Origin of the sequence: Hymenobacter sp. BT188, assembly GCF_014333585.1 — a bacterium.
Lineage (GTDB): Bacteria > Bacteroidota > Bacteroidia > Cytophagales > Hymenobacteraceae > Hymenobacter.
The window spans coordinates 515,954-539,670 of record NZ_JACSCW010000003.1; the positions used below are offsets into that span (position 1 = coordinate 515,954).

19 protein-coding genes are annotated in these 23,717 nt (G+C 52.9%); 7 read left to right on the top strand and 12 right to left on the bottom strand.

The window, feature by feature from the left end; all coding sequences use genetic code 11:
* Nucleotides 1-91: 91 nt before the first annotated feature.
* The 3 genes from H8B13_RS10320 to H8B13_RS10330 form a co-directional block, all read right to left on the bottom strand.
* Nucleotides 92-790 (bottom strand): hypothetical protein, encoded by a 699-nt coding sequence (locus H8B13_RS10320; protein WP_187310711.1) that lies wholly within the window; start codon nucleotides 788-790, stop codon nucleotides 92-94.
* Between the two features lie 615 nt (nucleotides 791-1,405).
* On the bottom strand, nucleotides 1,406-1,762 hold the full coding sequence (locus H8B13_RS10325; protein ID WP_187310712.1) for a hypothetical protein: 357 nt from the start codon (nucleotides 1,760-1,762) through the stop codon (nucleotides 1,406-1,408).
* 61 nt (nucleotides 1,763-1,823) lie between these two features.
* Nucleotides 1,824-3,635 carry an ABC transporter ATP-binding protein gene (locus H8B13_RS10330; protein WP_187310713.1) on the bottom strand — a complete coding sequence of 604 codons (1,812 nt, stop codon included), beginning with the start codon at nucleotides 3,633-3,635 and terminating at the stop codon, nucleotides 1,824-1,826.
* A gap of 312 nt (nucleotides 3,636-3,947) precedes the next feature.
* Here H8B13_RS10330 and H8B13_RS10335 point away from each other — a divergent pair, with 312 nt between their 5' ends.
* Nucleotides 3,948-5,510 carry a M28 family metallopeptidase gene (locus tag H8B13_RS10335; protein ID WP_187310714.1) on the top strand — a complete coding sequence of 521 codons (1,563 nt, stop codon included), beginning with the start codon at nucleotides 3,948-3,950 and terminating at the stop codon, nucleotides 5,508-5,510.
* Nucleotides 5,511-5,942: 432 nt separating this feature from the next.
* Here H8B13_RS10335 and H8B13_RS10340 read toward each other — a convergent pair whose 3' ends face one another.
* From H8B13_RS10340 to H8B13_RS10350, 3 genes are all read right to left on the bottom strand, one after another.
* Nucleotides 5,943-6,800 (bottom strand): dienelactone hydrolase family protein, encoded by an 858-nt coding sequence (locus H8B13_RS10340; RefSeq protein WP_187310715.1) that lies wholly within the window; start codon nucleotides 6,798-6,800, stop codon nucleotides 5,943-5,945.
* 131 nt (nucleotides 6,801-6,931) lie between these two features.
* Complete coding sequence (locus H8B13_RS10345) at nucleotides 6,932-7,303, bottom strand: cupin domain-containing protein (protein WP_187310716.1); 372 nt, start codon at nucleotides 7,301-7,303, stop codon at nucleotides 6,932-6,934.
* 19 nt (nucleotides 7,304-7,322) lie between these two features.
* The gene (locus H8B13_RS10350) at nucleotides 7,323-7,589 is read right to left on the bottom strand and encodes a Kazal-type serine protease inhibitor domain-containing protein (RefSeq protein ID WP_315985124.1); all 267 of its coding nucleotides are present in this window, start codon (nucleotides 7,587-7,589) and stop codon (nucleotides 7,323-7,325) included.
* 261 nt (nucleotides 7,590-7,850) lie between these two features.
* Between H8B13_RS10350 and H8B13_RS21550 the strand changes: the two genes are divergently transcribed.
* Complete coding sequence (locus tag H8B13_RS21550; protein ID WP_187310717.1) at nucleotides 7,851-8,285, top strand: YtxH domain-containing protein; 435 nt, start codon at nucleotides 7,851-7,853, stop codon at nucleotides 8,283-8,285.
* A 175-nt stretch (nucleotides 8,286-8,460) separates the two neighbouring features.
* Entirely contained in the window at nucleotides 8,461-8,895 is a 435-nt protein-coding gene (locus tag H8B13_RS10360) for a YtxH domain-containing protein (RefSeq protein WP_187310718.1), read from the top strand.
* 374 nt (nucleotides 8,896-9,269) lie between these two features.
* On the opposite strand, the gene lysS is transcribed toward H8B13_RS10360, so the two are convergent.
* From lysS to H8B13_RS10390, 6 genes are all read right to left on the bottom strand, one after another.
* Nucleotides 9,270-10,778 carry a lysine--tRNA ligase gene (gene lysS / locus H8B13_RS10365; protein ID WP_187310719.1) on the bottom strand — a complete coding sequence of 503 codons (1,509 nt, stop codon included), beginning with the start codon at nucleotides 10,776-10,778 and terminating at the stop codon, nucleotides 9,270-9,272.
* 125 nt (nucleotides 10,779-10,903) lie between these two features.
* Nucleotides 10,904-11,941, bottom strand: a complete 1,038-nt coding sequence (locus tag H8B13_RS10370) for a hypothetical protein (protein ID WP_187310720.1) — start codon at nucleotides 11,939-11,941, stop codon at nucleotides 10,904-10,906.
* 242 nt (nucleotides 11,942-12,183) lie between these two features.
* A complete protein-coding gene (locus tag H8B13_RS10375; RefSeq protein ID WP_187310721.1) occupies nucleotides 12,184-14,337 on the bottom strand; it encodes a carboxy terminal-processing peptidase in 2,154 nt (717 codons plus the stop codon).
* A gap of 346 nt (nucleotides 14,338-14,683) precedes the next feature.
* Complete coding sequence (locus tag H8B13_RS21555) at nucleotides 14,684-15,505, bottom strand: hypothetical protein (RefSeq protein ID WP_315985125.1); 822 nt, start codon at nucleotides 15,503-15,505, stop codon at nucleotides 14,684-14,686.
* Between the two features lie 203 nt (nucleotides 15,506-15,708).
* Nucleotides 15,709-16,077 carry a hypothetical protein gene (locus tag H8B13_RS10385; RefSeq protein ID WP_187310722.1) on the bottom strand — a complete coding sequence of 123 codons (369 nt, stop codon included), beginning with the start codon at nucleotides 16,075-16,077 and terminating at the stop codon, nucleotides 15,709-15,711.
* A gap of 123 nt (nucleotides 16,078-16,200) precedes the next feature.
* Nucleotides 16,201-17,391: a proline dehydrogenase family protein gene (locus H8B13_RS10390; protein ID WP_187310723.1), complete on the bottom strand. Its 1,191-nt coding sequence runs from the start codon at nucleotides 17,389-17,391 to the stop codon at nucleotides 16,201-16,203.
* 165 nt (nucleotides 17,392-17,556) lie between these two features.
* Between H8B13_RS10390 and H8B13_RS10395 the strand changes: the two genes are divergently transcribed.
* From H8B13_RS10395 to H8B13_RS10410, 4 genes are all read left to right on the top strand, one after another.
* On the top strand, nucleotides 17,557-18,651 hold the full coding sequence (locus H8B13_RS10395) for a chorismate mutase (RefSeq protein ID WP_187310724.1): 1,095 nt from the start codon (nucleotides 17,557-17,559) through the stop codon (nucleotides 18,649-18,651).
* Nucleotides 18,652-18,911: 260 nt separating this feature from the next.
* Complete coding sequence (locus H8B13_RS10400; protein WP_187310725.1) at nucleotides 18,912-21,083, top strand: S9 family peptidase; 2,172 nt, start codon at nucleotides 18,912-18,914, stop codon at nucleotides 21,081-21,083.
* A 219-nt stretch (nucleotides 21,084-21,302) separates the two neighbouring features.
* The gene (gene aroB / locus H8B13_RS10405; RefSeq protein WP_315985126.1) at nucleotides 21,303-22,355 is read left to right on the top strand and encodes a 3-dehydroquinate synthase; all 1,053 of its coding nucleotides are present in this window, start codon (nucleotides 21,303-21,305) and stop codon (nucleotides 22,353-22,355) included.
* 48 nt (nucleotides 22,356-22,403) lie between these two features.
* A complete protein-coding gene (locus H8B13_RS10410; protein ID WP_187310726.1) occupies nucleotides 22,404-23,636 on the top strand; it encodes a 3-phosphoshikimate 1-carboxyvinyltransferase in 1,233 nt (410 codons plus the stop codon).
* The last annotated feature ends 81 nt before the right edge of the window (nucleotides 23,637-23,717 follow it).

A 23,717-nucleotide genomic window follows, 5' to 3' on the forward strand; every position in this document is an offset into this window, starting at 1 on the left:
TCAAAAAAGCCCCCCAGCAGAGTAGAATACTCACTGGGGGACTTTTTTGCCTTCGAATATCTTGGCGTTGGTGCCTGCTTTACTTCGTTTATTAATCTTCTTCCTCTACCAACGTGTCGGCCTGAGTCGTGGCTTCGTAGGTGTCGGCGTATTTAAAATCATCAAGCCAGTAAGCGGAACTAACCACGTCAAACACGACGGATTTTTCTTCGCGCTTCAGGGGCTTCAGCTGCCAGATGATAGCCGGGGCTTCGGGGAAGCTGGTGCCGTCGAGCTGCTCGTGAAACAGGCGCTTGAGTAGGGTGCTGTCGGGCATGCCTTGGGCTAGAAGGCGCAGGAGAGGTGCTTCTGGCTGGGTGTCGAACAGAGCTATGGCTTCAGCGTCATCGGTGGTGAGCTGCACTTGAAACTGCACGGCCTCGGCCCGCGGAAACTTGCCGTTGTAGGCGGTGTAGAGCAGTTGGGTGGCTTTAAAAAAGCCTTCGTGCTGGTCTAGCTCCGGGTTTTCTTCCCACAATTTCTCGGTGAGCATCTGGTGGGCCAGGTTTTCTATCTGGCCGGCGGTGAGCTGGTCCTGGAAAAGGTGCTCTAGTACGAGTTGGGCCGCCTCGGTGGGCTCCAGGTCGGTGAGGGACATGTGGGCCATGGCTTGCAGCTCGTCGGGGGCTATTTCGTCGGGGTTGTCGTAGCCGGTTTTGAGCAGGAGAGCTTTGTAGTCCTGGGGTTGCCAGGAGTTCGGTAGCTCCGTAAGGGAATCAAAGGAGAGGCGCTCTACGGTGAATTTTTGCATGATCAGGAATACTTGGGGTGGCCAGCGTTGACCACGAGCGGGGTTGGCCCGCGTGTATCCTGTGTACGGAAGCTGGGCAGAAGCAACTAGAAATGCTCCCCAAGTGCTTGATTTAGGTTGCCAAAAGCTAAATCAGCAAAATGCCTTTTTGATCCTATTCAGACAATCAATATTACGCCGGTTAGAGGTTATATATTCCAATGTATAGGATTACCAAAAAAACAAAAGGCAGTATGCTTATAATAACTTGGGACTGTCTGTCTATTGACGAAGAAAAAATTATTCCCACGCCAATAAGACAGATAGGAATAGAAAATACGAGTAAGTATGGCGTAAGACTTAAGAACGTGCCTATTGAATAGTAATGCCAATGATATGCCTCTTGTTTTTTGGTTTATTAGTATTATTCACGGCTTTAAGTTATTCTTTCATAATACAATTAGGATCACCGCTGGCGCGAGCTTGTAGCTCGTGACCAAATATACTGGGAGGCTACGCCTCCCCCGACAGAACATTACCATTACAACGATCCCACAACCGCCTTGCCGCTACAGCGGCAGATGAGGTGCAACCTCATCGACTATGCACGAGCTACAAGCTCGCGCCAGTGGAAAGTTATTTTTTTATATCAACTGCATCCAGTGTTAAGCTAATTGGTAAATCAACTTTCTCATTCGTATAAATAAGCCACACATTCTCAGAAACTAGATCATATACCTTATTTATACCTTGTATTTTTAGATGTGAATCAAGCAAATTAATGAATTGGTCTGAGTCCCATTGAACTCCTAATCCACGTCCAGAATCTCTTATTTCTGTTTCAAGTAATAATTTCTCACCAGCTATCTGAAGCTCTACATTATAGAAAGCAAATATGGGCGCGATTCGCTTATAATCTGTTAGACCGCCCATTATCGTTTCTATATATGGTGGCTTATCAATTTTGGTGATATTAGTTAAGGTAACTTCCATCGGGTTATAGTGAGTTCGGTAGAGCAAGCATGAGATTCAATAGCGAGTATAGCTTCCATCCTCACGCCGCCGTATCCTCCACTTCATCCCCATCATCCACCATCACCCGCGCTAGCTTCTCGATATTGAGGCTGCGGGCCGAGGCGTCGAAGATCTCGCGGTAGGCGCCGCGTTTGTCGTATAGCTCGTCGTGGGTTCCGCTTTCTACCGCGCGGCCCTGCCTCATGACGTAGATGCAGTCGGAGTCCACGATTTGGGCGAGGCTATGGGAGATGATGACCACCGTGCGGCCCTGCTTGATGGCGTCGAGCGAGTTCTTGATTTGCTCGGTGGCAATAGCGTCGAGGGAGGCGGTGGGCTCGTCGAGGAAGATGATAGGCGGGTTTTTGAGGAAAAGCCGGGCAATGGCAATGCGCTGCTGCTGCCCGCCCGACAGCTGCTGGGCATCGGACTGATACTGCTGGGGCAGGGCCATAATCTGGTCGTGGAGGTAGGCCTGCTTGGCGGCCGCCTTTATCTCGTCCAAGGTCGCCTCGAAGTTGCCGTAGCGGATGTTTTCCTCAATGCTGCCCTTGAAAATGTGGTTTTTCTGGAGCACCAGCCCGATGCGCTGGCGCAGGGCGTGGGTGTCGTAGTCGGCGAGAGGGCGGCCGTCGAGGAGCATTTCGCCGCTGTTGGGCTCGTAGAACTTGCACAGCAGATTGAGAATGGTGCTTTTGCCCGCCCCCGAGAGGCCCACCAGGGCGGTGGTTTGGCCGGCTGCAATGGTGAGGCTGACATCGTGGAGGGCCTGGGTGCCGCTGGGGTAAGTGAAGTCGACGTGGCGCAGCGAAAAAGCCCCCCGGAGCTGGTCGGGCGGGGTGAGGCCGGTGCGCTCGGTTTCGGTAGTGGCGTCGAGGATATCGAAGAAGCCTTCGGAGTAGGTGAGGGCCTCGTTCATCTCGTCGTAGATGCGGTGAAGCTGGCGGATGGGCGCCGACACGTTATTGAAGAGCAGAATGTGGAACATGATGGCCCCGATGGAAATCTGCCGGTCGAGCACCAAATAGGCCGTCAGGATGATGATGAGCACCACGCCAATCTGTTCCACGAAGGTTTTGAGGCCGTCGAAGAGGAAGTTGGTTTTGCGGGTTTCGAGCTGGGTGGTTACGAGGTTGCGCTGCATGCCGGCCTGCTTCTCGCCCTCGTAGTCCTCGCGCACAAAGCTCTTAATCACCACAATAGAGTCGATGATGTTGATGAGGCCCTGGCTGCGCTGCTCGCGTAGGCCGCGCAGGCTGCGCCGCACGCCGTTGAGCTTGTCGGCCTGCCGGTAGCTGATCCAGAAGTAGATCGGGAGGATGCCCAGCGCCACCAACCCCACGTACATATTGGCCATGAACATGATGATGAGGGCCACAATGGAGTTGGCAAACAGGGGCAGAATGTCGATAAAGAAGTTTTGGACTAGCTTCATCAGGTTCTCCACGCCGCGGTCGATGCGGGTTTGGAGCTTGCCGGTTTGGTTGCCGCTGTCGGAGTAAAAGCCGAGCTGGTAGCTCAGAATCTTATCCACCGCCGACTGGTGCAAGGTGCTCGAGACGTTGATGCGGATTTTCTCGCCGTAGAACTTCTGCCCAAACTGAATGAAGGTGTTGATTACCTCCTTGCCCAGCAGCAACGCGGTTACCGCCAGCAGCAAATTTGCCCCCTGAGCCAGACCGAGCCCTTTATCCAGCAGCCCCTGCACGGTATCCACCGTGTAACGCAGCACAAATGGATTGACCTGCGCCGCCAACGACCCCACCAGCGTCAGCAGCAACGTGCTGATTACCAGGCTGCGGTACGGCAGCACGTACGGGTACAGGCGGCGAATAATTTGCCAAAGACTCATAGAAGCAGCGGAACAGTGGAGGCTGCTTCGTTAGACGAGGGAGGCGGGGGTGGGGTTATTGTCAATAAGTTATAAGACACCCACACGACCGTCATGCAGAGCACGGCGAAGCATCTCGCTCGCTTCGTTTCATAGCTAACCTTGACGACGGCACGCGAGATGCTTCGCCGTGCTCTGCATGACGGTCTGCTTATTGAGTTCGCTACTCTGACCTACCGGGATAATCCGCTCTGCATGACCGTCTTTCTGCAACTCTTGAGCTTTTCTTGGTACTTTAACTTCCAAATTATCTTTCACCACCAACCAAACCACATGACGACACTCCGACTCTTAGCCTTGGCCGGTGGCCTGGCTCTGGCCGCGCCTACCTTGGCCCAACAAGCCGAAAAAGTTGATCAGGCCATGATTGCCAAGATCAAAGATGAGGGCATGAACCGCTCCAAGGTGATGGAAACGGCCTTTTATCTTACTGATGTGTGCGGCCCGCGCCTGGCTAATTCCGATGGCTTGAAGCGCGCCAACGAGTGGACCAAAGGCCAGCTCACCAAGTGGGGCATGAGCAACGCCAACATTGAGCCCTGGGGCGACTTCGGCCGTGGCTGGGACATCGAGAAGTCGTACGTAGCCATGACCGCGCCTTACTACCACGCCATGATTGGCGCGCCCAAAGCCTGGACGCCTTCTACCAGCGGCAACGTGAAAAAGCAGGTAGTGTATGTGAATGCTACTACCGAAGCCGACTTAGCCAAGTTTCAAGGCAAATTGCGCGACAAAATTGTGCTGACGGCCGTGGCCACGCCACCCAAAACCACCTTCGAGGCAGACGCCAAGCGCTATACTGATGATGAGCTAACCAAAATGATGGAAGCTCAGCCGGCGCGCCCAACAACTGAAGACCCAGCCATGACGGAGCGGATGAACGCCCGTCGTGCTCAAGCAGCGTTGCGCACCAAGCTCAACGAAATGCTGATGAGCGAAGGCGCCGCCGCAGTGCTAAGCACCCGTGGAGGCTCGCACGGCACGTTTTTCACCAGCAACGGCGCCCCATACGCAGCGGACGCGAAGCCTGTATTGCCCGAAATAGAAATGTCGCCCGAAGATCAGCTGCGCCTGATTCGGTTGGTGGAAGCTGGTATTCCGGTGGAAGTGGAGATGGAAACCAAGACTCGTTTCCAAAACACCGATCTGAAAGGCTACAATGTTATAGCCGAAATCCCCGGCACCGACCGCAAGCTGAAAAGCGAAGTGGTGATGCTGGGGGGGCATTTGGACTCCTGGCACGCCGCCACCGGTGCTACTGACAACGCCGCTGGCTGCGCCGTGATGATGGAAGCCATGCGCATCCTGAAAGCCACGGGTGTAAAGCCTCGCCGTACTATCCGCATCGCCCTGTGGGGCGAAGAGGAGCAAGGCCTGCATGGCTCGCGCAACTACGTGAAAAATCACTTCGCCGACCCTGCTACGATGAAGCTGCTGCCCGCCCACGAAAAGCTGGCTGGCTACTTCAACCTCGATAATGGCGGTGGAAAAATCCGCGGTATTTACTTGCAGGGCAACGAAGCCGTTGCGCCCATCTTCACCGCCTGGCTCCAGCCCTTCGCCGACCTCGGCGCCACGACAGTCACGCCCCGCAACACCGGCGGCACCGACCACCTGGCCTTCGACGCGGTAGGATTGCCCGGTTTCCAGTTCGTGCAGGACGGCCTCGACTACAACACCCGCACCCACCACACCAACCAGGACACCTTCGACCGCCTCCAGGCCGATGACCTGAAGCAGGCCTCCGTTATCGTCGCTTCTTTTGTGTACCATACCGCCATGCGCGATCAGAAGCTGCCGCGCAAGCCGATGCCACAGGCGCAGCCGAAGTCGTAAGGTTTAAGTTGTTAAGATTGATAAAAAAGCCCCCCAGAACATTTCTGGGTGGCTTTTTTTGCTGGAAAGAATATTAAAGCTTATTCATTTACTATTTTTTGATTCTCTGCTTCCTTCACATCACTGAGAGTGGCCTTTGCGAAATTGAAAAATCAAGGCAAACGCAAAGACTCCAAGTACATGGGCCAATAATGCACCTACCAACCCAGTCAGCGTACCCAGGCCATATTCATCATGGCCATAATAATATTTGAAGCCTCCACTATTAAACCAGCTTACATAGCCGACTAGAAGTAAGAAGTTGAGTAAACAGAAGCCCCAGAAATAACGCCACCGATGTAGCATGACCAAGCTAGCTATCCACAATGTAAACGGAGTTATTAATAATAGCATAAATACAAGTACGTCAACCATTTGCCCTCGCGCTTTGCGTTATCCTAACTCCTTCTTAAACAACCCTAATGTCCGATCCCAAGCCAGCTTGGCGGCTTCAGCGTTATAGCGAGCCGGGGAGGAGTCGTTGTTGAACGCGTGGTTTACGCCTTCGTACATGAATTGCTGGTACTTCACATTGGCGGCTTTGAGAGTGGCTTCATAGGCGGCCGCCCCAGCATTCACGCGCTCATCGAGGGCGGCGTAATGCAGCATCAAATGCGCCTTGATTTTGGAAACGTCCGCGTCTTTGGGTTGGGTGCCGTAGTAGGCTACAGCGGCGTTGAGCTTGGGGTCGCTGAGGGCAAGGCGGTTGGCCATTGCGCCGCCCCAGCAGAAACCGACGCAACCCGTTTTGCCGTTGCTGTCGGGGCGCTGACGCAGGTAAGTGAGGGCGGCGAGGTAGTTGTTGAGCGTCTTTTGCGCGTCGAGTTGGCCGATGAGGGTGCGGCCCTGGTCTTCGTCGGTGGGGGTGCCGCCGAACTGGGACAGCGCATCAACGCCCAGCGCCAGGTAGCCAGCCTGGGCCACGCGGCGCGTCACGTCTTTGATGTGGGGCGTGAGGCCACGGTTTTCGTGAATAACGACTACGGCGCCGCGCTTCTTTTTGCCCTTTGGGTGCACTAGATAGCCTTGCATGGTAGTGCCGTCGCCGGGCCAGTTTACGGTTTCTTCCTCTAACTTAGCATCCTGCACGGGCACGGTAGCTGCGTTAGCGTAGCCGGGCTCCAGCACCGCCAATGCGGCCGTAGCCAGAGCTGCGCCGCCAGTTATTTTCATCAGCCGCTCCATGAATTCCTTGCGGGTGAGTGGGGCGTGCGTGTATTCGTCGAAGAGGTTGATAATGCGCTGGTCCATGCAGGGAATAGGAGAAAGTGAAGCGGGACTTCGGGTGAAAAATAAGTGGTGAAAAACGGCTGGGGGGCTTTTTACCGCAATTCCGGCACTGCGTCAGCCGAAGAACAGCGCAGCTAGGCAGGAGTTTAACGCTACTCCTCCCGATTCACGGTGTCCATCGAAAAGGCCGGCACGCAGATCGACCAGTACTCGCACTCCGCATCGAATGGATTGGAATAACGAACCCGTGCGCCAGCCTTAATCAACAACGACTCGCCGGCGTTCAGCTCAATGATGTCGCCATCTACCTCAAACCGCTTGCGGCCCCGTACCACGATGGTTATTTCGTCGAACTGGGGGCGCTGGTGCGGCTCGCTCCACTGGGGCGGCGCTACCATATGAGCTACACTGTACTCACCAGTATGGGTGCTGGCTAGGCCAATGTGCTCCTCAATGAGCTTGCCGTCGGTGGTGGGCACGCGGAAGGGCGCCTGCTGGCGGAAGTACTTTTTTTCTTCAGACATAAGGGTGGGGGGCAAATTCTTAGTTTTTCGGGGTAGTGGGGCACTCGCCTTTGGTGTAGGTGAGCACGCCCGCGTTGGAAGCTACACAGTCGTTGCTGTACGTCTTGCCGTTGCAGCCGCACACGGGGTCGTATTGCATAGTACAGATACCAGCCGGGTCGATTTTGGTGGAGTCGATGCAGGCGGCGGTGGTAGCTGTCGGAGTAGTAGCGGTAGACGCGGCTGGTGGCTGGCTGCACATAGCCAGCAGGGGCAGAAAGGCAGTCGCGAAAAGTAGGTTTTTCATATGCTATTAACGAAAAATAACCTGCCTGACTAATACAGGTAGGTAAGTCAAAGTACGGACTGGGGGGGCAAAACGACCTCCTCACTAACAGTATATTTTATTTTAGCTATTTTTTATTCCTTAAATATAACCCAGCTTAACAGTGTTCGTATAGGCAATCAGCTTAACAAGCCAGGCGCTCCCTCACTTCGCTGTTTCCACCTTTCGGAGCAAACGATTTTGCCGCCTGTTTTCAAGTATTCACTTTCTCTCCTTACCAACATGTCGTATCAACAAGAAGACAACTCAGGAAAAATTCTTCTCGCCGTATTAGCTGGTGCTAGCGCTGGCATCATTGCAGGTCTGCTGATGGCTCCTGACAAGGGCGCCGCCACCCGTGGCAACCTGAAGAACGCTGCTACCAAGTACAGCGGTCAACTCGGCGAGCAGCTCTCCAAATATGGCGAAGAGCTTGATTCTAAATTCAAAGGCTATGTAGAGAAGCTCGAAGATATGGGCATCACTGGCGCAGGCAGCAGCCTGAAGCTGAAAGGTGACTGGAACGAGAGCAAAGGCAAGTTGCGTCAGCAGTATGCCCAACTCACCGACGAGGATCTGCAGTATGCTGAAGGTCAAGAAGAAGATCTGATCGGCCGCCTGCAGCAGAAGCTCGGCAAAGGCAAGCGTGAAATCACCAAAATGCTGAACGATCTGTAAGCCAACTCTGGCTTTTGACGATTACTAAAAGCCTCTCCTCTGTTATAGAGGAGGGGCTTTTTTTGTGATAACCTTCGCCGCATAATAGCGTTACAACTTGCGGATCGGTCCTCAGGCCTCAGAAGCCCTCAGGGCCGATCCGGTATTCATCATTCTATTCTTACTGCTTACGTTCATGAAAGACCAAAACGGCAAAATCATTCTTTCCCTGTTGGCTGGCGCCAGTGCCGGTATCATTGCAGGCTTGCTCCTGGCTCCCGAAACAGGCGAAGAAACGCGCACCACGCTCAAGAAATCGGCTTCCAAGTTCAGCGACGACCTGACCAAGCTTTTCCAAGACAGCCTGTCTAAAATCAATGATTTGAAAGGTGGCGCAATACCGGGCGGCGAAGAATCGGTGAACCGCGCCAACGCCGATGATATCCTCAACTCGCTCAAATCGTCGGCCGGCACGCGTGCTGACCAGAGCGGCGACTTAGCCAGCGCACCGGGAGCCGGTCGTCGCGGCGGCCAAGACATTACGGGTACTGGTTCAGTAGGTAGCAGCGCCATCGGTGGCACCGATGCCGATGATATTCTGAACCAGGAAGGTCCAAATCGCGGGCTCTAAAAAACCGAAAATATTTCAGCATTCCGTAACCTTGGCTGCGCAGTGCCGTAAAAGAAGACATAACCGGCTTGAAAGAAGATCGGAGAAGTATCGAAAGTAAAATTGCCGACAGTAGGAGCTTCTGCTAAGTATTGGTCAAACAGACTTAGTAGCAAAATCAGATTGTTCATCGCAAGCTTCTTTCTATCACCCCGATTGGAAGGGTAAGTCAGTTATAAAGGAAAGCCTCTCGTGATTTTTGCGGGAGGCTTTCTGATTTTTATATCCCCTGGAACGAAGCGTGGCAAGCTGTTAGCTGCGAATTTTTTCAAATAAAAAAAGCCTCCCAAATGTGCCTGGGGGGCTTTTTTTGTTTTAGTAAATGATCTGTGCTGTTAGTTGTTCTCGGGCTTCATCTGGGGGAAGAAAAGCACATCCTGAATAGAATTGGAGTTGGTCATAATCATGCTCAGGCGGTCGATGCCGATGCCTAAGCCAGCCGTGGGGGGCATTCCGTACTCCAAGGCACGTAGGAAGTCTTCGTCCAGCACCATAGCTTCCACGTCGCCACGCTTGCCGAGTTCCAACTGATCCTCGAAGCGCTGGCGCTGGTCGATGGGATCGTTTAGCTCAGAGAAGGCGTTGCAGATTTCTTTGCCGTTGCAGATAGCCTCAAAGCGCTCTACCAAACCGGGCTTCGAGCGGTGCTTCTTCGCCAGCGGCGACATCTCCACGGGGTAATCCGTAATGAAAGTGGGCTGAATAAGCTTAGGCTCGCATAACTCGCCGAACAGTTCATCAATGATTTTGGCTTTGCCCATGCTGGGGTCCAAATGCACGTTGAGCTTCTGGGCTGTTCCGCGTAGCGCCGCTTCATCCATATCGGTAATATCGACGCCGCTGAAATGCTGGATGGCCTCGAACATGGTGAAGCGCTTCCACGGGCGCTGGAAGTTGATAAGGTTGTCGCCAACCTGCACCTCGGTTTTGCCGTGTAGCTCGAAGGCTACGCGCTCTACCATTTCCTCCACCAAATCCATCATCCAGTAGTAGTCTTTGTAGGCTACGTACAGCTCCATCTGCGTGAACTCGGGGTTATGAAACCGCGACATGCCTTCGTTGCGGAAGTCCTTGGAGAACTCGTACACGCCATCGAAGCCGCCGACAATCAGGCGCTTGAGGTACAACTCGTTGGCAATGCGCAAATACAGCGTCATGTCCAGCGTGTTGTGGAAGGTTTTGAACGGACGCGCGGCGGCACCGCCGTACAATGGCTGTAGGATAGGCGTTTCCACCTCCAGATAGCCTTTGTCGTTCAGATAATTGCGCATGGCCTGCACCAGCAGCGTCCGCTTGATGAACGTCTCGCGCACCTGCGGATTTACCACCATGTCCACGTAGCGTTGGCGGTAACGCTGCTCGGGGTCAGTAAAGGCATCGTATATCTGACCGTCTTTTTCCTTCACCACTGGCAGTGGACGCAAGGCTTTGGAAAGCAGTTTGAACTCCGTAACGTGTACCGAAGTCTCGCCCACCTGAGTTTTGAACACGCGGCCTTTTACGCCTACGAAGTCACCTAAATCAATCAGCTTTTTGAAAACGGTGTTGTATAGCTCCTTATCCTCGCCGGGACAGATTTCGTCGCGGTTAATGTAAAGCTGAATGCGGCCGGATGAGTCCATCAACTCCGCAAAAGAAGCTTTGCCCATCACGCGCTGCGACATAATGCGGCCCGCCAGCGCTACTTCCTGAAAGTTATTCAGCTCAACGTGATAGTTGTCTACTATTTCCTGAGCAGAGAAATTTACGTCGAACAGCTCGGATGGATAAGGCTCAATGCCAAGCTTATGTAGCTCGTCGAGCTTGTGGCGGCGCTGCTGTTCCTGTTCGCTGAGATGGTGCATGGTGATAGGCTTTGAAATAAGGCCGCGAAGTTACGCCCGCCGCCCGGATTATATAGAAACAAAAAGCGCCGCTCCAGGGGAGCAGCGCTTACGTGTATCTGTAGTAAGACAGTAAATAGAGCGGATTAAGCGGCAATGTTCATCTGCGCAGGTGCCTCACCGGTTAGCAGCGGCTCAATGCGGTTGCGCAAGCGGTCAGCAACGAAGCTGTGCTGTAGGTGCTTGGGCAGATCAGCAATAAGCTGCTGGTAGCGCTCCAAGCCCATAGCCTTGGCCACATAGCTCTCGTGAATACCATTGAGGTAGCTCACAATGTTGAGCAATGACTGGTGGAAAAGCTTGAAGTCAATCTCCGCCTCCACGTAGCGCTCAATCTCGCGGCTAGTCTGCGAAATGCGCAGGCGGCTCAGCAGATCGAAAATCGTCGTGTAGCCTAAGCGCCACGTAATCTGCTGCCAATGCGCAGCCGTCCATTTGTCCAGCACTTTGCCGGTCTTTTGGCTGCGGAGCGCAGTGTTGGGGTTCGCCTGCACCTGCAAACGAGTAGCATGGGCCTTCATCTTGCGCGTAGTGCGCAGGAACTGGCCAATCTGAGCCTGAGCTTCGATCTCTTTGCCTGCAATGTGCAAGCCCGCCTTGTAGCCAGCCAGCGGCAGACGGTGAATGCTGAAGTCACCGTAAGCACCAGCGGCATAGAATGACACTGGCCGCGGATAGGCATTGCGCACAACTAAGCGACCCACCTCCCGCTGAATCAGCGAAGAGTTGTTGGAGCGTACGCCAGTGGTGTACAGGAAAGCCTGCAAACCAGATAAGATGGTATGATATGCCTGCGGGAATGTCCAGTGCAGAGCATTACGCAGATAATCTTCATCGCCTAGCTCAGCGGTAGCACGCAGCGCGTACTCCGTGCTCCAGCAGGCGTGCAGGAGCTTGGTGATATTCGGAATGTCGGCGTCGGTCAGCTCAGCTTGGTGCGCCCGGAAATAGGGCAGGTGCTGCAGGCCGCCAGTAGCGTCGTCGTTCTCCTGAATGTGGTAGTTTATGGCAAAGAAGTAATTGAGAAAAACCTGGGCAGGAATCGATTTGCGCCACGTTTCCTCCGCTTGCCGCTGCTCGTCCGTAACGAGCGGAATGATGTTGTTCTCTAATATCGTCGTCATGCTAAGTAAACAGCAGAGAGCCACTCTGAGTTGCATGTTTGCTAAAAATAATTGCTAATATTTATAGATTATAAACACTTAACAAACAATAAGTTATGTTATAAAAATATCTTTAACTCAACTGTAGTTTTAGAGGCGATTTACTAATTTAATTGTCATTAGTATTGCCGCATAAAAAAAGCCCACCAGAATAACTCTGGTGGGCTTTTTTAGAAAGGATTGTCAGGTACTGCAGAAGCTGCTTAAATCTGATCCTTTACAACAGCTACAGCTTCACGCAAGGTGATGTCCTTCTTCAGGTTACGAGTAAATCGGGTAGCGCGGTTTACTTGCACTGTGTCAGAGCCTAACTGACGCAGGTCAGCAGTCAAAGGAGCGATTTTGAGCGGCTGAGCAGCTTTCTGCACTTGCTCATACTTATCCGACTCTACTTTCGCCAACTGCTGCTCAGCACGGTAAGTATCCAGCTTCAGGCTTACCATCGTATCGTTCTTCCGCTTGATCATGCGCTGCACCATACCATTGATCAGCTTGAAGCTTTCACTAGTGTCTACGCGCTTCTTGCTGGCTTCGGTTAGCTTGGCTACGGCCGGAGCACCGCTCCAAGGACGGTAGCGAGCAGGGCTAATCTCGTCCCACTTCAAGGGGTAATCCGACTCCTTTTCACCCTGGTCGAGGTAGCTGTACAAATCAGGCAGAATAATGTCTGGCACCACACCTTTAAACTGCGTAGAGCCGCCATTGATCCGGTAGAACTTCTGCGTCGTCAGCTTCAGCGAGCCAAAAGGCTTGATATTGTTGAATTCTGCTGGCATTGCATCGTCCAAGTCGAAGATGCGCTGCACCGTGCCTTTACCATAGGTGCTGGCCGAGCCCATTACGACGCCTCGCTTATAGTCCTGAATGGCAGCAGCCAAGATCTCGGAAGCGGAGGCGCTATACTTGTTCACTAGTACTACCAGTGGACCTGAGTACTGCACACGAGGGTCACGGTCGTTTAGTACGTTGGGCGCACCTTGGCTGGAGCGAACCTGCACTACCGGGCCATTCTCAACAAAAAGACCGGCCATTTCTACGGCATCCTGCAAAGAGCCACCACCGTTGGAGCGCAAGTCGAGCACAACACCCTGTACATTCTCTTTGGTAAGCTTTTCCAACTCCTTCTTAACGTCGGTAGCGCTGCTGCGGCCACCATTGTCGTTAAAGTCAGCATAGAAGGTAGGCAGACGGATATAGCCCACTTTCTTGCCGTTATCATCAATGGTAGCTGACTTGGCAAACGTCTCTTCAATAATCACTACATCGCGAATGATGGGAATGATCTGAGTGCTGCCATCAGCTTTCTTTACCGTAAGGCGTACTTCCGTACCTTTTTTGCCTTTGATCAGGGCTACAGCCTTATCTAAGCGCAAACCTTCAACAGAAACCGGCTCAGCAGCGCCTTGCGCTACACGCAAAATAATGTCGCCGGCTTTCAAATCGCCTTGACGATAAGAGGCACTGCCAGGAATAAGATCAGATACTTTGATCTGACCATCCTTTTCCTGTAAGGAAGCACCAATACCTTCAAACTGACCTGTCATTTGCTCATCGAATTTTTCTTTGTCGCGGGGAGCAAAATATTCGGTGTGCGGGTCATACGTATTTGCAATAACGTTGGCATAAAGCGCTAAACGCTCACTGTCATCCGTCTGCATCATATCCTGAAACTGGCTGTCGAAGTACTTCAGCACGCGCTTACGGGCCTCAATTTCCATTTCTGCTGGCGTGCGGTTTGGCTCGCTGGGAGCTATTACTGCAGTTTTACTGATAGACGCCGTAGGGGCCGACGCTTTCTCCTTGCGCTTAGCCTGTTCGTCCATCATCTCCGAAACCCGCGACATCGTCTGGTATTTCAGATACTTGCGCCACTCCTCACGCTGCGCCGCTTTGTCTGCCGCGTAAGTCATTTTATCGGGCTCAGTTTCGAACGACTCTTCCTTCGAGAATTCAAAGGGCTGCGTGAGAATCTCACGGTACATGACCTGCACATCTTTCATGCGCTGGTTCATGAGCTGCGTACTCAGATCCAGAAACTCGTGAGTACCAGCCTTCACTTGATCGTCGATGGACGTTTGGTACTTGCGGAGTTGGGCTACGTCCGACTGCAACAAAAACTTCTTATTGTAATCGATACGCTTTAGGTATAAGTCGAACACCCGCTTAGAGAAAGTGTCATCCACTTTTTCCGGTTGGTAGTGAGCCACAGTCAAACCCTGAAGCATGGCTTTGATGAGGACTTCATCTTTCTGCGGCGCCCGAGCATCGGTGCGCCGGTAGAGCTTGTATGAAGCAAGCACAAAGATGGCCATCACCAGCGAGGCATAAAGCCCTATTCTTAAGCGGGGAGAAGACATGGAAATCAGCGTGAAATGGAGAAATCAAAAGGAAAAAACGCGACCCGTTTATCAGGTATCTAATTTGGGACCGGTTACGAGCACAAAACGTAAGCTATTGGCAAATAAGTGCCCAAAATCATAGGAAAGGAAGGAACTTCCCCATTCAGGTTGCACGGCTATTCACAAGCGAAACTGCCCCAGATAGCTACAGATACGCAATAGAATGCCATTTAGATAAGGAAATCAAGGCATTATAGGTAAAATAAGGCGACTGTTTTTGCCTCAATTTTCATATACAACAAAAAAGCCCCCTCCAGGTTGGAGGGGGCTTTTTATAAAAGATTAGTCAGCTATAAAATAGCTACTAGTAACGACGAACGCGGTCAGCGTTGTGACGACGGAATTCCTCTTCGAAATAACGAGCATCTTCATCGTTGCGGGGCTTCACGCCCATCACGATGCCGCCTTGCTTAATGTCTTGCTCATACTCAGCAGCATGCTCCTCAGGAATACCTGAACCTACTAGCGCACCTACTAGGCCACCAGTTAGGCCACCAGCACCAGCGCCAGCCAAAGCTGCGGCGATAGGACCAGCGATTACAAGACCTAAACCAGGAAGTGCAACTGAAGTACCAATAGCGGCGATAGCACCGATAATGGCACCAGCAGTACCACCAATGGCCGAACCTACACCAGCACCTTCCATAGCTTTGTCGCCTAGGTCAGTGTCAGGAGTGTTTTCGCCGAAGTGACGCTTACGTGTTTCGTCCGACATCAACAGGTTAACGTCATCTTTGCTGTAACCACGCGAAGAAAGGGTGCTATAAGCACGCTCAGCGCTGTCACGGTCACGGAATGAGCTAGTCATCATGCCGCTACTCTTGCTAGAATCGTAAGGCTGGCCGGTTACTGCGTGTGCAGCGTGGTCAGCAGTGTTCTGTACGGCATCAATACCACGGCCTACTACGGCACCAGGCGTACCAGCAATAGCGGCACCTTTAGCAGTAGCACTGAAGTCATCACCTTCTACATTTGAGCTTCCAGTGCTGGAGTTGCCCATGTTGCCGCTTGAAGTAGTATCTCCCGAAGTACTGTTGCTCATGCCAGTACCAGCTGAGCCAGTTCCGTAGTTAGCGCCTGAGCCTGTACCAGTATTCGTGGGATTGTTGCTGTTGTTCGTTTCCATTTGGGTAGAGTAGATTAGATTGTGGTAAAGGGAGAGTTTAGCTGGCAGCAGAAACTTTAAAACAGAAAAGCGCCCGACTAGCCAGTTGAGTAGCTAAACGGCGCGCTTCGTGTGGGGGTTACAGAAATTTATCTATAGCTCCTCTTCTATCTTCAGATTCTGCTTTATTATAGTCTACAGATGAGCTAGTTGCTCAGTCAGAATCAGCCAAATTTCTCATAATTGGCATCTATTTGCCAAAATTCCCGACACTCATGCCGGAGGTTTTTTAAAAACTCCGGATCCTGTTTTAAAGTGCGCCACTCGCCCAATCCCAACCGTTCACACAGTTTAAAGAAGGTATCACCTTGCCCTTTTGAGCCAGCCACTTTTACCAGACAGCTTAGGATGGGGCGCCCATTCTGGTATTCTTTCTCCGATATCTCACTGAGAATCTCATTCAGCCGTGACTTTTCATGCGAAATCTCCAGATTGAGGCCTAACTCGGCTTCTTGTACCAGATTCAGGTAGCTGGTAGTACCTACTTGGTTACGGGCGAATCGAATAAGGTGGCTGCGGACACGAGCATTCATTGGAGCAACGGGAGTAGTCGGGCGGGAAAGGATTGGCAATGTACTGTTCAAAACTAACATATTTGAGCAGTCATGTGAGCGCAAACCAAAACTGTGCCGACGTAAGGGCTCCTTTTGTACGTCCTATTTTTTGTTCCTACGTCGAGTCATTTCTCTTTGAATAAGCGAAAACTCCCGGCTGCTTTGGCCTGCAATGGCGGTATTCTCGTCGGCTCGGCGGAGTAAGTAGGGCATAACCGCATCTACTGGGCCGTAGGGGACATACTTAGCCGTGTTGTAGCCTGCGTTTGCTAGGTTGTAGCTCAAATTATCACTCATACCGTAGAGCTGGGCAAACCAGATGCGCGTATCCTGAGGCCGCAGATTATACTCCTGCATCAGTTCCGTGAGCAGCAAAGAGCTGGCCTCATTGTGCGTGCCAGCACAAATACTGATGCGGTCGACGTGGGCCACGCAGTAACGCAACGACTCATTATACAGCTGATCCGTGGCTTCTTTGGTCGGATTGATGGGGTTCTGGTAGCCACGCTGGGCGGCAGTACGGCTTTCTTTTTCCATGTACGCGCCACGCACCAATTTGCCCCCCAGATAGTATCCTTCGCGCTTAGCTATTTCGTAGGCTTGCTGAATGGCTTCTAAACGGTCGTGGCGGTAGAGCTGATACGTATTCCAAACGATAGCCGATTCGCGGTTGTACTTAGCCATCATTTCATACGCCAGGTTATCGACGGTTTGCTGAAACCAGCTTTCTTCCGCATCCACAAACACGCGCACACCATACTGGTGCGCGCGGCCGCAGATAGCATCGACCCGCGCCTTAGAGCGTTCAAAGCTGGCTTGTTCAGCTTGGGTCAGCGTTTGTTTAGCCTGCACTTTCTCTAAGATAACGCTGTCGGCGAGGCCTGTTACTTTAAATACGGAGAAGGGAATATGGGTGGAGCGATGAGCCAGATCAATGGTGGCCAGAATCTCATCGCGTGTATGGTCGTAGCTTTTGTCGCTGCCTTCGCCTTCCACCGAGTAGTCGAGGATAGTACCGATGTTGTAGCGGCCCAACTCCTCAATTACGGGCAGGCACTCCTGAATGGTCTCGCCGCCGCAGAACTGCTCGAAGATGGTTTTCTTGATCAGAAACTTCACTGGCAGGCCCCATTTCAGTGCCACTTTCATCATGCCGCCGCCGGCTTTCACCAACGTATTATTGTTCATAGCCGCAAACAGAGCATACATCTGGCGCAGTTCGGCGTCAGACTTGGAGGCAAAGGCAACAGCGGTATCGTTGAAGGACAGGGACGGGGCGTGGGTGGCTAGCATAGAGCGGGTGGTTTTTAAACGACGCTTTTGGGTGGGCGAAGATAGGTTTTAAACAACGTTTTGACTGGTAGAGTTACCTTGCAGCCCGCTCTTTTTCCTGCACCCTTACCTGAGGAGCTGGGGGGCTTTTTGCGCCTGCTCACTATCGAACCCGCGTTTATTTTCATGAATACGTCTTCTGCCACTACTTTTTTTACCCGTCTCCTGGCCAGCAAAGGGCTGCCGCTGCTCATTGCGGGGCCATGCAGCGCCGAAACCGAAGACCAGATACTCACCACCGCCCGCGCCCTGAAGGCGATGGGCCAGGTAGACCTGTTTCGCTCGGGTGTCTGGAAGCCGCGCACCAAGCCCGGTGGTTTTGAGGGAATGGGCAGCACCGCGCTGCCGTGGTTGCAGCGGGTACAGGAGGAAATTGGCTTGCCGGTAGCCATAGAAGTAGCCACACCCCGCCACGTAGAAGAAGCTCTGCGCCACGGCATCAATGTGCTCTGGATTGGGGCTCGTACTACGGTCAATCCCTTTGCTGTGCAGGAGTTAGCCGATGCATTGGCTGGTACTGGCGTGCCCGTGATGGTCAAAAACCCGGTGAACCCAGATGTGGCGTTGTGGGCTGGTGCTCTAGAGCGGTTGGAGCGCGTGGGCATCACCAATCTGGCCGCTATTCACCGCGGGTTCAGCACGTTTGCCCCCTCGCGCTACCGCAATGCGCCTACTTGGCAGCTGGCTTTTGAGCTGAAAGCGCGCTTTCCCGAAGTGCCTCTTATCTGCGACCCCAGCCACATTAGCGGGCGCCGCGACCTGATTCTGCCCGTCTCGCAAAAAGCCCTCGACTTAGATTACGACGGCCTAATGATTGAAACGCACCCGGACCCCGATAACGCCCTTTCGGATGCCGCCCAGCAAGTAACGCCGGCTCGATTGGCCGAAATTTTAGCAGAGCTGAAATACCGTTACCGCTCCTCCAACAATGCCGATTTCCTGAATAAAGCCGAAGAGCTTCGTCAGCAAATCGATACGGCCGACCGCGAGCTGATGGAAGCTTTGGCCGCGCGCATGGCGCTGGTAGAGCAGCTGGCCGAGTACAAGAAGGAGAACAACGTGAAGATTTTGCAGATGGACCGCTGGCAGGAAATATTCACTTCGCGGCGAGACTGGGGGGCAAAATTGCGCCTGAATGATCCGTTCGTGGCTAAACTCTACGAGCTTATTCATCTGGAAAGCATTCGCAAGCAAACCGAGATTATGAATCAGCCAGAGTAAATGACGGCCTGATAATATTTATTGCTCTCTTAATTCATACGGTTCCTGTCATTGAACAAGCTTGGTGCTGTATGCAGCCATCCGCAACGATAGGATTCCCACTGCCTTTGATGGTGAACGACCACGCCGTCTTCTATATAGAGGGTCAATTTCGGAGAAAGGCTTAAAATTGTGTAATGACCACCTCACAGCCATGTTATGTGCAGCACATTGCCACGTACCGGCACAACCCTATTTGTAAGTCCTTACTCCTTCGTTTTATGAAAAAACTTCTCTTTGGCTTGCTGTGCTGCCTAGCCACTTCAGTTAGCGCACAACAGGGCGCTGAACCGGTGAAAGTGACTGACTTGTTGAAGATCCAACAAATTGGCAATATCACACTTACCCGCGATGGGCGTAAAGCCGCTTTCACCGTGCTAGGCGCGGTGCCAGATCCAAAGAATAAGGCCGATTACAAAAACGTAAGTCAACTTTATGAAGTAGGCACTGAATCGGGTGCTACGCCCCAGCAACTCACCTCCTCGATAGAGGGCGCGTCGCAGCCTGCCTGGAGCCCCGATGGGCGGCAACTAGCCTTTGTGCGAACTGTGGAAGAAAAGCCCCAGGTGTTTGTGATGGCTGCCGCTGGCGGCGAGGGCCGACAACTTACGCGCTATAAGCACGGTGCTACTGCTCCCAGATGGTCGCCAGATGGCCGTCAGGTCCTGTTTTCATCGGCTATTCCCTTACGCGAGCTGTTAAAAGACTCGTTGCTGAATGCTGCCAAGCGCCTACCACAGTGGCCCTTCGAAAAGCCTGGTTTCGACAAAAATGACCAGCTAGCTGCTACCAAAGCTAAGCCCAAACCAGACGGCTCCCTAGACGAAATCAGGGCTTACCTCGACCAGAATGAAATCGATAAAAAAGCTAAGGTGCTCACTAAGCTTAACTTTCAGGATGAGCGCGATGTGTCGGCGGAGCAAACTTTCTCGCAATTCTTCGTGATTGATGCCGCTGCCGTTGAAGCTCAGCCAGTGGCTCTCACAAGTGGGTTTTACCGCTTCAACCAAGCTGCCTTTACTCCCGATGGTAAGCACTTGCTGCTCTCGGCCGACATCGACTCGTTGCAGCACCCCGACCGCTCGCTGGAAAATGAGATTTACCTAGCCGACCGCAATGGCCGCAACCTGCGCTTATTGTTGGGCCAGGAAAATACGGTCTATTCGAATCCCGAAATTTCACCTTCCGGTAAGTGGCTCGCTTTTCAAATGGCGCCTACAATGGGAGTGAACGTCCCCGAGCTAGCTGTAATGCCACTCAATGGTACTGCTAAGGATATTATCACCATTCCTTTTGACCGCAATAAGGCCAACCTAGTGTGGAGCGACGATGATAAGTACGTTTACTTCACTGCACAAAGCAATGGCGGGGCTCCCCTTTACCGAGCCAACATTAAGACTCGCAAGGTTGAGAAGCTCTCGGCTGATGATACGGGAATTCTGAGCTTTGACATGGCCAAAAACAAGGTCGTGTTCGCTAAAACGGGCGTTCTTAACCCATCTGAATTATTTGTGACCGATGCCGGACTGAAGAAGATGCAGCGCGCTGGTAACTTCAATGAGTGGGTAAAAACCCGGCGCCTTTCACTGCCTACCAAGCACACCTTTGTAAATGAGAAAGGCCTGACTGTTGAATATTGGGTGATGAAACCCACTGCTTATCAGGCTGGCAAGAAATACCCGATGGTGCTAGAAATTCATGGTGGCCCCTCAGCCATGTGGGGACCCGGCGAGGCCAGCATGTGGCATGAGTTTCAATATTTTGCCGCTCAGGGCTACGGAGTAGTATATGGCAACCCTCGCGGTTCGGGTGGCTACGGCCAAGAGTTCCTGCGGGCCAACATAAAAGACTGGGGCACCGGTCCTAGCAGCGACGTACTGACTGCCCTTGACAAAACCGTAGCCGAAGGCTGGGCAGATCCCGCCAAACTAACCGTGACAGGCGGCTCCTATGCAGGCTACCTTGTGGCCTGGATTGTCAGCCACGACCAGCGCTTCAAGGCAGCTTGTTCTCAGCGCGGTGTGTACGATTTAGCTACCTTCTTCGGCGAGGGCAATGCATGGCGTCTGGTACCCAACTACTTTGGTGGTCATCCTTGGGAGCCAGCCGTAAAGGAGGTGCTCACCCGCGAATCACCTATTAACTACGTACAAAATATCACCACGCCTTACATCCTGTTTCATGGCGAAAATGACCGCCGTACTGGCTTTGTGCAAAGCGAGATGATGTACCGTAGCCTTAAAGTTTTGGGCAGACCGGTGGAGTACGTGCGCCATCCTGGCGGCACCCATGAGCTCACTCGCTCCGGCGATAATCGTCAGCGCATCGACCAAATGTTGCGTACCTACGAGTTTTTTGAGCGATATATTAATGCTAGAAGCCTAGTTAACTAGCTACGTGTCTGGTCATGATCAACCACGGGCACAGGGCGACTACCAATTAATGTGGCTAGGAAAGCAATAGCGTGCCACTCCCCTGGATTAGGCGTTGCTAGGCTAACTACTTGCCTAAAATATCTTGAAAGAGTTTGGTCAATACATTTCAACCTTCCACAAGTTTCGAATCCTATCTTCTCGATTCGCAATGTCTTTTGCGATATTTCAACTTCACTCGTGATTTTACAAAATACCGTTTCTATCGGTCCCCATGCTCTGATCGAACTCGCCGACTTGCTGCGCCAACCGGCGGTAAGTCAGGTGTTTGTGTTAGCCGACGCTAATACAATACGGCTTTGCTACCCGCGTCTGCGCGAGTTCCTGCCTGAGAATCACATCACTATCGAGATTCCGGATGGGGAAGAATATAAAGTGCTAGCTACCTGCGAAACCGTGTGGGATGCGCTTACTGAGGCCCGCGCCGACCGCTTTGCAGTGCTCGTTAACCTGGGCGGCGGCGTAGTCACGGATCTGGGGGGCTTTTGCGCGGCGCTGTACAAGCGCGGCATTCGCTTCGTGCAGGTGCCCACTACGCTACTGGCGCAGGTAGATGCCAGCGTGGGGGGCAAAACCGGCATCGATTTTCAGAATTTCAAAAACCAGCTCGGCGTTTTTCAGACACCGGCTGCCGTGTTTATCGAGCCGAGATTTTTGAATACGCTCGAACCCCGCCAACTCAAATCGGGCTACGCGGAAGTGGTGAAGCACTGGCTGATTGCCGACGCAGCCGCATTTGAGCACCATCGGCGCACTGGCTTTTTTGTGGACGAGTGGGGCCCAATTATTCAGGAATCAGTCCTGACCAAAGAGCGCATTGTAGCTGCCGATCCGATGGAAAGTGGTTTGCGCAAACTGCTCAATTTCGGTCACACCGTGGGCCACGCCCTCGAAAGCTACCTGCTCAGCCAGCCCGGCCGCGAAATTCTGCACGGCGAAGCGGTTGCCGTTGGTATGATTTGCGAAAGCTGGCTTTCAATGACAAGAGGCATCTTAAGCGAAGAAGAGTTGGACAAGATTGAGACTTTCCTGTTCTCCGTATTCGAGAAAGTTCAATTTGTTACGCTCGAAACCGATGCCATTGCCGAACTGGCTTTACAGGATAAGAAAAATGCCGGCTCCACCATCAACTGCACGTTGCTGGAAGGCATCGGCAATGCCATCTACGACCAGCCCGTTAGTGTAGATGAAATAGCCAGCTCCCTGCGCTACTATCATCGCCTGTTGAGCTAAAGAAACCAAGTATGCCACGCCTTGCGTGTTCCTTATTAAGCACTTTGAATGTCCGATTCAATAACGTTAGCCTGGCCCCGCGGCCCCCTGCAGGGCACCGCCCAACTGCCAGCATCTAAGAGTGAAAGCAACCGTGCCCTGATCATTCAGGCCTTGGCCGGCAATGGCACTCTCTCGAATCTTTCCGACGCCAACGATACCCAGCTCATGCGCCGCCTGCTGGCCAGTCCCGCTGCCGATACCCTCGACGCGGAAGATGCCGGCACGGTAATGCGCTTTCTCACGGCGTATTTGTCCGTCACCGATAGGCAGGTGCTGCTCACCGGTACCGCCCGTATGCGGGAGCGGCCTATTGGCGTCCTCGTCGATGCCTTGCGCCAGCTTGGGATGCAGATTGATTATGCTGAAAGAGAAGGGTATCCGCCACTAAATATCAAGGGCTGGGGGGCAAATTTGCCCGCCGAAGAAATGGCCGAGCTAACCGTACGGGGCGACATCAGCAGCCAATACATTTCAGCTTTGCTCATGATCGGGCCCCAACTACCCGGTGGCTTGCGATTGTTTCTGACGGGCAAAGTCGGTTCGCGTCCCTACATCCGCATGACATTGGCGCTTATGCAGCACTTCGGGGCCGATTGCCGCGATTTAGGCTCCGTGCTGGAAGTTCTACCCATTTCCTACAAGCCCGCCGATTACGCCATCGAGGCCGACTGGTCGGCAGCGAGCTACTGGTATAGTATGGTGGCCTTGTCGCCTGCTGGGGGGCAAATTCATTTGCCAGGTTTGCGCCGCCACTCCTTGCAAGGCGACCAGGCAATTGTCGGCATAATGGAGAAGCTTGGCGTAGCTACTAAGTTCGTGCCCGATGGCGTACTGCTTACCCAGCAGCCGCCAACCGGCGCTTTCTCCCAGGATTTCACCGATTGCCCCGACCTAGCCCAAACCGTGGCTGTAATAGCCGCTGCCCAAGGCATAAGCGTAGAAATGACTGGCCTAGAAAGCCTGCGCATTAAGGAAACAGACCGCATCTCGGCCCTTCAAACAGAGCTTTCCAAATTTGGCGCTACCCTTACCGAGGAGAAACCAGATGTATTCCGCGTAGCTGCCACCGATTTTGAGGTGAATGGGCAAACCGTAGCCACTTACCACGACCACCGCATGGCTATGGCGTTCGCCCCACTAGCCCTACGAGGTCCGCTGACCATAAATGCCCCCCAGGTTGTTCGCAAGTCCTATCCTCGCTTCTGGGATGAATTGGAACAGGCAGGGTTCAAATTTTAGATTACAAAGCGCCTACTAACAGGCGGTCATACAGCGCGGAACACGCGAGATGCTTCGCGCTGCATGACCGCCTGTTATGTT